Annotated in this window: 9 protein-coding genes; 3 read left to right on the top strand and 6 right to left on the bottom strand. The window is 72.3% G+C overall.

Annotated features, from left to right (window positions below):
- A partial coding sequence (locus tag MFF42_RS17270) for a cobaltochelatase CobT-related protein (RefSeq protein ID WP_444980419.1) occupies positions 1 to 879 on the top strand: 879 nt, incomplete at its 5' end.
- A 197-nt stretch (positions 880 to 1,076) separates the two neighbouring features.
- On the opposite strand, the gene MFF42_RS17265 is transcribed toward MFF42_RS17270, so the two are convergent.
- Positions 1,077 to 1,289, bottom strand: a complete 213-nt coding sequence (locus MFF42_RS17265) for a hypothetical protein (protein WP_238256850.1) — start codon at positions 1,287 to 1,289, stop codon at positions 1,077 to 1,079.
- Between the two features lie 98 nt (positions 1,290 to 1,387).
- Complete coding sequence (locus MFF42_RS17260) at positions 1,388 to 2,248, bottom strand: transporter substrate-binding domain-containing protein (protein WP_373875191.1); 861 nt, start codon at positions 2,246 to 2,248, stop codon at positions 1,388 to 1,390.
- Positions 2,249 to 2,514: 266 nt separating this feature from the next.
- Between MFF42_RS17260 and MFF42_RS17255 the strand changes: the two genes are divergently transcribed.
- Entirely contained in the window at positions 2,515 to 4,350 is a 1,836-nt protein-coding gene (locus MFF42_RS17255) for a glycosyltransferase family 2 protein (protein ID WP_238256848.1), read from the top strand.
- Here MFF42_RS17255 and MFF42_RS17250 read toward each other — a convergent pair.
- From MFF42_RS17250 to MFF42_RS17240, 3 genes are all read right to left on the bottom strand, one after another.
- Positions 4,301 to 4,894 carry an SCO family protein gene (locus MFF42_RS17250; RefSeq protein WP_238256847.1) on the bottom strand — a complete coding sequence of 198 codons (594 nt, stop codon included), beginning with the start codon at positions 4,892 to 4,894 and terminating at the stop codon, positions 4,301 to 4,303. The two genes, MFF42_RS17255 and MFF42_RS17250, sit on opposite strands and share 50 nt — an antisense overlap.
- Before the next feature lie 153 nt (positions 4,895 to 5,047).
- On the bottom strand, positions 5,048 to 6,505 hold the full coding sequence (gene cysG, locus MFF42_RS17245) for a siroheme synthase CysG (RefSeq protein ID WP_238256846.1): 1,458 nt from the start codon (positions 6,503 to 6,505) through the stop codon (positions 5,048 to 5,050).
- 171 nt (positions 6,506 to 6,676) lie between these two features.
- On the bottom strand, positions 6,677 to 9,364 hold the full coding sequence (locus MFF42_RS17240; protein WP_238256845.1) for a nitrate reductase: 2,688 nt from the start codon (positions 9,362 to 9,364) through the stop codon (positions 6,677 to 6,679).
- Positions 9,365 to 9,588: 224 nt separating this feature from the next.
- On the opposite strand from MFF42_RS17240, the gene MFF42_RS17235 reads away from it, so the two are divergent.
- Positions 9,589 to 10,029 (top strand): DUF779 domain-containing protein, encoded by a 441-nt coding sequence (locus MFF42_RS17235; RefSeq protein WP_238256844.1) that lies wholly within the window; start codon positions 9,589 to 9,591, stop codon positions 10,027 to 10,029.
- A gap of 139 nt (positions 10,030 to 10,168) precedes the next feature.
- Here MFF42_RS17235 and MFF42_RS17230 read toward each other — a convergent pair.
- Positions 10,169 to 10,693, bottom strand: a 525-nt coding sequence (locus MFF42_RS17230; RefSeq protein WP_238256843.1) for an L-histidine N(alpha)-methyltransferase, incomplete at its 5' end; no start/stop codon positions are given.

The raw sequence follows: 10,693 nt of genomic DNA, 5'->3' as shown, positions 1-10,693 counted from the left end.
CTCGACAAGCAGCTCGCCCATCTCCAGGGCGTGGTCGGCCGCCTCGCCAACCGGCTGCAGCGCCGCCTGCTGGCGCAGCAGAGCCGCGCCTGGGACTTCGATCTGGAAGAGGGCCAGCTCGACCCGGCCCGGCTCGTGCGCGTCGTCACCGATCCGTTCCAGCCGCTCTCCTTCAAGCAGGAGAAGGACACGGACTTCCGCGACACCGTCGTCACGCTGCTGCTCGACAATTCCGGCTCGATGCGCGGGCGCCCGATCACGGTGGCGGCGACCTGCGCCGACATCCTCGCGCGCACGCTGGAGCGCTGCGGCGTGAAGGTCGAGATCCTCGGCTTCACCACCCGCGCCTGGAAGGGCGGTCAGTCCCGCGAGGCGTGGCTCGCCGGCGGCAAGCCGCCCAATCCCGGCCGCCTGAACGACCTGCGCCACATCATCTACAAGAGCGCCGACGCGCCGTGGCGCCGCGCGCGAAAGAATCTCGGGCTGATGATGCGCGAGGGTCTCCTGAAGGAGAACATCGACGGCGAGGCGCTGGATTGGGCCCACAAGCGCCTGCTGGCCCGGCCCGAGCAGCGCCGCATCCTGATGGTGATCTCCGACGGCGCGCCGGTGGACGACTCGACCCTCTCGGTCAATCCCGGCAACTACCTGGAGCGCCACCTGCGCTACATGATCGAGGAGATCGAGACCCGCTCGCCGGTCGAGCTCCTGGCCATCGGCATCGGCCACGACGTGACGCGCTACTACCGCCGCGCCGTGACGATCATCGACGCGGAGGAACTCGGCGGCGCGATGACGGAAAAACTCGCCGAATTGTTCGAGGAGGATGCCGGCCTGTCCCGCGGCGGCGGGATGCGGCGCGCGGCCGGGCGGCGCTGACGGTCAACGCCGGGAGCAGGGCTCGCACAGCGATCCGGGATCGGGCCGGATTCTCCGCCGTCAGAGCGAAGCCGAAGCCATCCAGCACGCGACTCTTCCGGACGGGTCGCGCCGCTGGATCGCGTCGCGTCCGCTCGCGAGGACGGAGGGTCGCGGGACCCGAGGTGATCAATCGAAAACGGTGGGAGGGGAAAGCGTCAGCGCGACCCGTCGGGCCATCCGTCCTGCCGCAGCTCGGGCTTCAGGATCATGCGGCCCTCGTAGCCGTCGTAACCGCCGCTATAGGTGAAGCGGTTGAGCGCGAGCTTCCGTCGTCTCTCCAGGGAAACATCGCTCTCCCGGTGCGAGGCACTGGGCTCTCCGACGCGGCGGCGCGCTTGTCCGGTCGAGGTGCTGTACGGCTTCGGCATGCGCGGATGGTCCATTCGAGCCTTAAGGTCAGCCGGGGCGTGCGAGCCCCGTGGGGTGCCGGCGTCACGCTACAGCAGTTAGGGCGATCCGGCCCCGGTCAGAACGGACTGACCGGAAAAAACCGTAGATAAAGCTCGGCATACTTCCCGTCGTCCCACACCCGCTGCAGCGCATCGTCGAGGGCGCGGGCCAGCGCCGCGTCGTCGGTGCGGGTCACGAAGCCGATGCCCTCGCCGAAATAGCGGTTCTCGAGGTAGTCGCCGCCGGAGAAGGCGCAGCAGCTCTCCGCCTCCTGGCCGTTCAGCCAGAGCGCGAGGCTCAGGCCGTCGGCGAAGAGGTACTCGACTTCGCCGCGCTTGAGCGCGCTCTCGGCCGCCGAGAGGTCGGTGAAGGTCTTGCGCGTCGTCTTCGGGAAGTACGCTTTCAGGTAGGCTTCGTGGGCGCTGCCCTCCACGATGCCGACGCTCCGCCCGGCGAGCGCGGTCGCCGAGGGGGCGGGCAGGCCGCGATCCTTGCGGGCGATGAAGCGGGCCGGCCAGCGGAAATAGGGCCGCGTCGCCAGGAACCGCGCGCGCAGTCCGGCCGTCAGCGGCACGGCAGCGGCCACCACGTCGCCCTGCTTGTCGGCGAGCGCGTCGAGTAGGGTGTCGAACCGGCGCGCCTGGACGGTGCAGGTGATCGCCAACCGCTCGCAGACCGCGCGGGCGAGTTCCACGGCGAAGCCCGTCGGCGTCCCGTCCGGCCCCGCGAAATGCAGGGGCGGGAACTCGTCGTCGGTCATGAACCGCACCGCCCGTCCCGTCTGCGGCGCCTCGACGCGCTCGCCGCGGGCCCGCGGATTCCAGAAGTTCGGGATGGCCGCGGCCGGCGGTTCCGCTGCGGCGATGGCGGAGGGCTGTTGTGCCTGTGCAACGCCCGCGAGCAGGCTCAGCAGAACACCACCGATCGCGGCGGGCAACGCCCACCGGGATCTTGACGCGGAGGTTGAGGAAACGGAGCGATACACGCTGTCGGAAAGGTCGAGGCCCATACCTTTTCCTAGCACGGCCCAGGGTCTCGGGGAGCCGCCCCCTGCACGACCTTGCCGACCTCCGTGAGGCCGAAGCGCCTCCCAGCCAAACCAGGGCGGCCGTGGGCAGGGGGGACGCGGCTCGGTCGGCCGGATTCGAACCATCGGCTGCCGGGCGTTGGCCGGCGGAGGTCGCCTTCCTCGCCGAGGAAGGCGTGCCGCCGCAGGTGCTGGATCGGGCCTGCGCCATCGCCCGCCGCTGCGGGACCGATGCGGCGACGGCCCTGCTCCATGTCGGCCTTCTCTCCGAGGACGCCTTCTATCAAGCCTTGGCCCGGCGGCTCGGGACCCCGTTTCTCGACGGCCCCATCCGGTTGGGCGACGGCCTGCGCTACCCGCACTGCCTCACCGTCGGCGCCGCGCCGCTGGCCCTCGATTCGACCGCCCTCGTCGTCGCCGCTCCGCGCGGCGCGGCAGTGGGCAGGCTGATCCGGGCGGCGGAGGGGCTGGAGGGCCGGCCGGCCATCACGACGCCGACGCGCCTCAGGCAGGCGGTGTTCGCCCGGCACGGCGAGGGCATCGCCGCCGAGGCATCCGAGGCCTTGGGGCGTCTGCGGCCGGACTGGTCCTGCCGTCCGGGACCGCAGGTTCTGGACCTCGCCCTCGCCGGGGCCGTGCTCGCCCTCTTCGTCGCCCTCGTACGCCTTCCGAGCGTCGTCGGCTTCGTCGTGCTGGCGCTGATCCAGGCCCTGATGCTGGCGCTGCTCACCTTCCGCCTCGCGGCCGTCGGCACCCGCGTCGCCGGGCTGGCGGGGCCGCGGCCGGTGCTCCTCGATGATGCGAGGCTGCCGACTTACACGGTCGTCGTCGCCCTCTACCGGGAGGCCGCGGTGGTGCCGCGCCTCGTCCGGACGCTCGCGCGGCTCGACTACCCGGCGGCCAAGCTCGACATCAAGTTCCTGCTGGAGGCCGACGACACGGAGACGGCCGCCGCGCTCGGCACGGTGCCGTTCCCGGCCCGGTTCGAGGTCGTGACGGTGCCCGACGGCCGGCCGCGCACGAAGCCGCGGGCGCTCAACGTGGCCCTGCCGCTGGCGCGGGGCGAGCACCTCGTCGTCTTCGACGCGGAGGACGTGATCGAGCCGGACCAGCTCCGGCGCGCGGCGACCCTGTTCGCCCAGTCGCCGCCCTCGACCGCCTGCCTCCAGGGACGTCTCGTCATCGACAACGAGGCGGACGGCTTGCTGCCCCGCCTGTTCGCGATCGAGTACGCCGCCCTGTTCGACGTGCTGGCCCCGGCGCTGGCCGCATGGCGGATGCCGATCCCGCTCGGGGGCACCTCGACGCATTTCCGGACGCGGGTGCTCCGCTCGCTGCACGGTTGGGACGCCTGGAACGTCACCGAGGACGCCGATCTCGGCCTGCGCCTCGCGCTCGCGGGCTACCGCGTCGGCGACCTGCCGAGCTCAACTTACGAGGAAGCGCCGAAGCGCCTGAGGGCGTGGCTGCGGCAGCGCTCCCGCTGGATGAAGGGCTTCCTGCAGACCAGCTACACCCACGGCCGGCATCCGCGCGCGGTCTACCGCCGTCTCGGTCCGGCGGAGAGCCTGTGCGCGCTGGCCTTCGTGCCGGGCACCGTCGCCTCGGCCCTGTTCTACCCGTTCCTGATGGCGGGGAGCCTCGGCGAACTGTTCCTCGCTCCGTCGGGCGAGGGCACGGTCCTGGCGCATCTCACCCGGGCGGGGGCCTGGACCGTCTTCCTCGCCGGCCTCGCGGCGATCTGGCTGCCGGGCATCGTCGGCTGCCTGCGGCGGGGCTGGCGCGATCTCCTGCCCTTCGTCGCCCTGCTGCCGCTCTACCACGGGCTGGTCGGCCTCGCGGCGTGGATGGCGATGATCGAGTGGCTGCGCGACCCGCACCGGTGGAACAAGACCGAGCACGGGCTGGCCCGCACCTCCCGCACCGGGGCGCTCGGGCGGCGCCCGCGGGGCCGCGTCCCGGTCAGATCCGCTTCGACAGCTCCGCCGCCGTCTCCGCCGCCGGCCGGTTGAGGTTGACCGCGCCGACGAAGCCGTTGCGGGCGTCCATCAGGTAGACGAGCGCGGTGTGCTCCATCGTGTAGTCGCCGCCCTGGCTCGGCACCTTCTTGGCGTAGGCGCGGAAGCTCTTGACCGTCGCCGCCACCTGCTCCGGGCTTCCGGTGAGGCCGGTGATGCGCGGGTCGAAGCTCGACAGGTAGGTCTTGAGGGATTCGGGCGTGTCGCGCTCAGGGTCAACGCTGACGAAGGCGACCTTCAGCCTGTCGGCCTTGGGCCCGAGCGCCGCCAGCACGTCGCTGATCTGCTGGAGCGTGGTCGGGCAGACGTCGGGGCAGTGGGTGAAGCCGAAGAACATCAGGTAGGGCTTGCCGGCGAAGTCGCGCTCGCTGACCGTCGTCCCGTCCTGGTTGACCAGGGTGAACGGCCCGCCGATGCCGCTCGGGCCGCTCTGCGGATGCTGCGGCACCAGCGTCATCACCAGGGCGACCGAGAGTGCCACGAGGCCCGCGACGAAGGCAGCGAGCGGCAGGAGAACGCTGCGGGACGGACGGCGCATGGGGTCCTCGAAGGCGTGACGGAAGGCGGCGCGGCGGCGGCCGGGCGCGTCGGGGCGGGTCAGGGCGCTGCCCCTCCCATCACAGAGCCGGGAGCGCGCGGCAAGCCCGCGCGACGCCGCAAGGGAGTTGGATCGCGCGGGCCCTGCGGCGTTTCAGGAGGCTTCGGCCCGGATCTCGACGGCCGCGTCCGCGCCGCGGGCGTTGTGCCGGCGCAGGGCTTCGCCGACCATCAGGAGCGCCGGCCCTTCGAGGTTCGAGGCCTCGATCCGTTCGGCGAGGTCGGCGGCGGTGCCGGCCACGGTCGCCTGCTTCGCGCGGGTGGCGTTGAACACGACGAGGGCCGGCGTCCCGGGCGCGAGCCCCTCGGCGACGGCCCGCTCCAGCAGGGCGCGCAGCGTGCGCTTGGGCATGTAGACGATGGTGGTGACGCTTCCGTCGGCGAGGGCGCCCCAGTTCAGGTCCTCGGGCAGCGCTCCGCGCCGGTCGTGGCCGGTGACGAATTGCAGGCGCCGGGCCGCGTCGCGGTGGGTGAGCGACACGCCGAGGGACGCCGCGGCCCCCTGGGCGGCGCTGACGCCGGGGACGATGGTGCAGGGAATGCCGGCCGCCTCGCAGGCTTCGATCTCCTCGCCGGCCCGGCCGAAGACGAGCGGATCGCCGGATTTCAGGCGCACCACCTGCTTGCCGGACTTCGCCAGCGAGACCATCAGGGCGTTGATGTCGTCCTGGCGGCAGGACGGGCCGTGGCCGGTCTTGCCGACGAGCATGGTCCGGGCCTCGCGGCGGGCATAGTCGAGGATCTCGGGGGCGACGAGGTCGTCGTAGAGGATCACGTCGGCGTTGCGCAGGGCCCGCAGGGCCTTGAGGGTGAGGAGTTCGGCGTCGCCCGGCCCGGCGCCGACGAGGGTCACGGCGCCGCCCGCGGGCAGCGCCTCGGCCTGACCCATCAGGTCGGCGAGGTCGGCGTCGGTGGGCGCGCGGTCGGGCTCGGCGAAGGCGCGGTCGGTGAAGCGCTCCCAGAAGCCGCGCCGCTCGGAAAAGCCGTGGAAGCGGGAAGAGACCGCCTCGCGCCAGTCGCGGGCGGCGGCGACCCAGTGCTTGAAGCCGCGCGGCAGCATCGCCTCGATGCGCGCCCGCACCGTCTGCCCGAAGACCGGGGCGGCGCCCTCGGTCGAGATGCCGACCACCAGCGGCGAGCGGTTGACGATGGCGCCGAACTTCACGTCGCACAGGTGCGGCCGGTCGACGGCGTTGACGATGGCGCCGGCCGCCCGCGCCGCAGCGACAAAGGCGATGCAGTCGTCCTCGTCCTCCATGGCGCCGATGGCGAAGGCCGCGCCCGCGAGATCCTCGGGCGTCCAGCGCCGCTCGTGCAAGGTCACCGAGCCGGCGGCGATCTCGGCCGGCACGCCGCGCAGTTCCTCGCTGGGCTCCTCGGCGTAGACATCGACCCGGGCGCCGGCGGCGGCGAGCAGCTTCACCTTCCAGGGCGCGCCGCCATTGGAGCCGGCGAGCACCGCCCGCTTGTCCTGCAGCGGCACGAACACGGGCAGCACCGCCAGCGGCTCGAGGCCGGCGCGGGTTTCGCGGGGTTGGCGGGGCGTGGTCATACGATCTGACGCGTTCGGTTCACGGGGTGCCGGTGCGCTCCCCTCCCCCTGGGGGGAGGGGCCGGGGGTGGGGGTGGTGCGGAAGGCACCGCTGCGCCTGATCCGGCACCACCCCCACCTCCAACTCCTCCCCGCAAGGGGGAGGAGAGCCGGTTGGCGTCGAAACTGCCCCTAGGCGGCGTTGCGCGCAAGCGCCGGCGCGAGAAGCTTGCGGATCTCAGGGATGCAGGAGCCGCAATTCGTGCCCGCCTTGCAGGCGGCGCCCACCGCCTCGACCGAGCCGGCCCCGGCGGCGATCGCCGCATTGATGACGTCGAGCCCGACGCCGTGGCAGGCGCAGACCACCGGCCCGGCCGAGGCCGTCGCCGCCCGGCCCGAGAGCAGGGCGCGCCGGTCGATGGCCTCGAGGTCGGGGCTGGCGAAGACCGCCTTGGCGAGTTCCCAGTCCGGCCGCCGGTCGCCCGGCGCGACGGCCAGCGCGGCGACGAGCCGGTCGCCGCGATAGACCGCGCAGCGGTAGAGCCCGCGGGCGTGATCGACATATTCGGCCAGTTCGTGGCCGGGGAACATCCCGCGCACGGCGAGCGCCATCTCGCGCGAGCCCTCCTGGGTGGCGAAGAGCAGGCCCGAGCCGCCCTGCACGGTCGCCCGCGCCCACCACCAGCCGGCGGGCGCCGCGTGGGCCTCCCGCGTCAGCAGGTAGCCGCGGGAGCGGTAGGCGACGGCCTCGACGGAGGCCGGCGTCGCCTTCAACTCGGGCTGGCCGGAGACCGGATCGGTGATGCCGCGGGCGAGCGCCGCCGCGCGCCCGTCCGAGGCGGTCATGTCGCTCCAGTGCATCGGCGCGAAGATCAAGCCCGGCAGAACGCCGTCCGTCACGGTGACTTCGAGGATCGCGCTGCCGAGATCGGTCGTGACCCGAGCGAATCCCCCGTCGCTCAGGCGGTAGCGGGCCGCGTCGTCGGGATGGATCTCGACGAAGGGGACGGCGCGGTGGGCCGAGAGGCGCTGGCTTTTGCCCGTGCGGGTCATGGTGTGCCAGTGGTCTCGGATGCGGCCGGTGTTGAGCACGAGCGGGCGTTCCGCGGTCACGGGCTGCGCCAGGGCCGGCGGCTGGACCGCGACGAAGCGGGCGCGCTGATCGAAGGTGTAGAAGCGCCCGTCGGCGAAGAGACGGGCGCGGCCCTTCCGCGCGTCGGGTCCGCGCTTCGGCACCGGCCACTGCATCGGCAGGTGCGCGTCGTAGGCGTGCCGGTCGATTTCCGCGAGGCCGCCGAGGTCGAAGTCGCGGGTGCCGTCGTTCTCGAATGCCGAGAGCGCGGCGTGTTCGCGGAAGATCTCGACCGCCGAATTGTAGGCGAAGGCCTCGCCGTGGCCGAGGCGGCGGGCGACGTCGGAGAGGATCGCCCAATCGGCCCGCGCCTGCCCCGGCGCCTTCAGGAAGGCGCGCTGGCGCGAGATGCGCCGCTCGGTGTTCGTCACCGTGCCGTCCTTCTCGCCCCAGGCGAGCGCCGGCAGCAGCACGGTCTTCTTGCCGACGGCGCGTGCGCTGTCGCTGGTCGCGACCGCCTCCGAGACGACGTAGAGGTCGAGTTTCTTGAGGCTGTCGCGGATGCGGTCGGCCCGCGGCATCGACACGACGGGATTGGTGCCGATCACCCAGAGCGCCTTGATCTTCCCCCGCTCGATCGCCTCGAACAGGGCGACCGCCTTCATCCCCTCGCCGGTGATGATGTTCGGCGCCTTCCAGAAGCGCCGCACCCGGTCCACCTCCTCGGGGGCGAAGTGCATGTGGGCGGCGAGCATGTTGGCGAGCCCCCCGACCTCGCGCCCGCCCATGGCGTTGGGCTGGCCGGTGAGCGAGAGCGGCCCCATGCCGGGCCGGCCGATCCGCCCCGTGGCGAGGTGGCAGTTGATGATAGCGTTGCCCTTGTCGGTGCCCTGCGCCGACTGGTTCGCCCCCTGGCTGAAGGCGGTGACGACCCGCGTCGTGCGGGCGAACAGCTCGAAGAAGGCCTGCACGTCGGCCTCCGCGAGACCCGTCGCGCGGGCGGTGGCGGCGGCGTCCGGCGCGATCTGCCGGGCGCGCTCCAGGGCGCCCTCGATGCCGGCGGTGTGCTCCTCGATGAAGCGCCCGTCGAGCTTGGCCTGGCCCGCCAGATAGGAGAGCAGGCCGGAGAACAGGGCCGTGTCGGTGCCGGGCTGGAGGCCGAGATGTAGGTCGGCCTCCTCGCCGGTCTGCGTCCGGCGGGGATCGACGGTGACGATCTTCGTGCCGCGGTTCTTGCGGGCATCGACCATGCGGCGGAACAGGATCGGGTGGCACCACGCCGCGTTCGAGCCGACGAGCACGATCAGGTCGGCCTCGTCGAGATCCTCGTAGCAGCCGGGCACCGTGTCGGAGCCGAAGGCGCGGCGGTGGGCGGCCACCGCCGAGGACATGCAGAGCCGCGAATTGGTGTCGACATGCGGCGTGCCGATGAAGCCCTTCGCCAGCTTGTTGGCGACGTAATAATCCTCCGTCAGGATCTGGCCAGAGAGGTAGAAGGCGATCGCGTCCGGCCCGTGCTGCTCGGCGATCCGCCGCAGGCCGCCGGCCACGGTGCCGAGTGCGCCCTCCCAGGACACACTCTGCCCATCGACGGTCGGGGCGAGCAGCCGGTCGCCGAGATCGACCGTCTCGCCGAGCGCCGAGCCCTTGGAGCAGAGGCGCCCGAAATTCGCCGGATGGTCGGGATCGCCCGCGATCGCCACGCCGCCTTGCCCGTCCGGCGTGGCGATCACGCCGCAGCCGACGCCGCAATAGGGGCAGGTCGTCTTCACCGCGGGTGCGGCGAGATCGGGGGCGGGCTGAGACATCACGAATCCTCGGCGGATTTTTTGTGCCGTCGCGCGGACGTTCCACCACCTTTTGCAAAAGTCGGGCCGCCCCCTTCGCGCGGGCGTAGGGGCCGAAAGGCCGAGCCGTCTCGGGCGGTTCCGACGGGTTTCGTCCGCTTTCCTCGCCCGCGCGTCCGGCCGCGTGGACATATGCCGGTCCGGCCTCAGATAACGACGGGAGAACGATCAGGGAGACGAGAACCATGAGCGAGCCCGCAAGCCCCTCCGCCGAGCGGGTCGAGCCCGTCACCGCTGAGCAGGCGGACAATGCCGGCACGCCCCTCCGGGTAACCGCGACGCCCGCGGCGCTGGAACTGATCGAGGAACTCAAGGCCGAGCACGGCCCGGTGATGTTCCACCAGTCCGGCGGCTGCTGCGACGGCTCATCGCCGATGTGCTATCCTGTCGGCGACTTCATCGTCGGCGACGGCGACGTGCATCTCGGCCAGGTCGGCGGCGCGGACTTCTTCATCTCGCGCTCGCAATTCGAGGTCTGGAAGCACACCCACATCATGCTCGACGTGGTGCCCGGCCGCGGCGGCATGTTCTCGCTGGAGAACGGCCGCGAGAAGCGCTTCCACATCCGCTCGCGGCTGTTCACCAGTGCCGAGAACGCGGCGCTGTCGGGCGCCTGCCGGCTCTAGCCGGCTCTCACCGGATCCCCCGTGCGCCGCCGAGGCGCGCGGGAGACCGGTTCTCCACCGTCATCGTGTCGGCTGTGCCTCGCGATGACGGATCGGGCGCGGCCCGGGGGCGATCGACCGGAAACCGAACGCGATGCCCTCAGCCGTCGCGGCGCAGGGCGTGGACCGAGAACAGCCCGTCGCGATCGGTCCAGGCCTCGACCGGCGACCAGCCGGCGCGGGCGGCGAGCGCCCGGAAGCCGTCGAGCGTGTACTTGTAGCTGTTCTCGGTGTGGATCGTTTCACCCGCGGCGAAGCCGAAGCCGCGCCCGGCGACGCGCACGGTCTGGGCGCGGCGGCTGACCAGATGCATCTCGATGCGCGAGGCCGCCGCGTTGAAGAAGGCCCGGTGCGCGAAGGTGCTCGGGTCGATCTCAGCGTCGAGTTCGCGGTTGATGCGGGTGATCAGGTTCAGGTTGAACGCCGCCGTGACGCCGGCCGCGTCGTCGTAGGCCGCCTCCAGCACGGCCCGGTCCTTCACGAGGTCCACGCCGAGCACCAGCGTCGCGCCCGCGCCGAGGATGCGCCCGAACACGTCGAGGAGGCGGGCCGCCTCGCAGGGCTCGAAATTGCCGATGGTCGAGCCGGGGAAGAAGCCGGCAAGCGGCCGGCCCTCGAAGCCCTC

The sequence above is a fragment of the Methylorubrum podarium genome (assembly GCF_022179745.1).
GTDB lineage: Bacteria > Pseudomonadota > Alphaproteobacteria > Rhizobiales > Beijerinckiaceae > Methylobacterium > Methylobacterium podarium.
Note: the sequence above shows the minus strand (reverse complement) of the source record. Positions and strands in the feature narration are given on the sequence as shown.

Coding starts and splice junctions, on each gene's coding strand:
- MFF42_RS17265 (WP_238256850.1), bottom strand. CDS start 1,289: ATGCCGAAGCCGTACAGCACCTCGACCGGACAAGCGCGCCGCCGCGTC.
- MFF42_RS17250 (WP_238256847.1), bottom strand. CDS start 4,894: ATGCGCCGTCCGTCCCGCAGCGTTCTCCTGCCGCTCGCTGCCTTCGTC.
- cysG (WP_238256846.1), bottom strand. CDS start 6,505: ATGACCACGCCCCGCCAACCCCGCGAAACCCGCGCCGGCCTCGAGCCG.
- MFF42_RS17240 (WP_238256845.1), bottom strand. CDS start 9,364: ATGTCTCAGCCCGCCCCCGATCTCGCCGCACCCGCGGTGAAGACGACC.
- MFF42_RS17235 (WP_238256844.1), top strand. CDS start 9,589: ATGAGCGAGCCCGCAAGCCCCTCCGCCGAGCGGGTCGAGCCCGTCACC.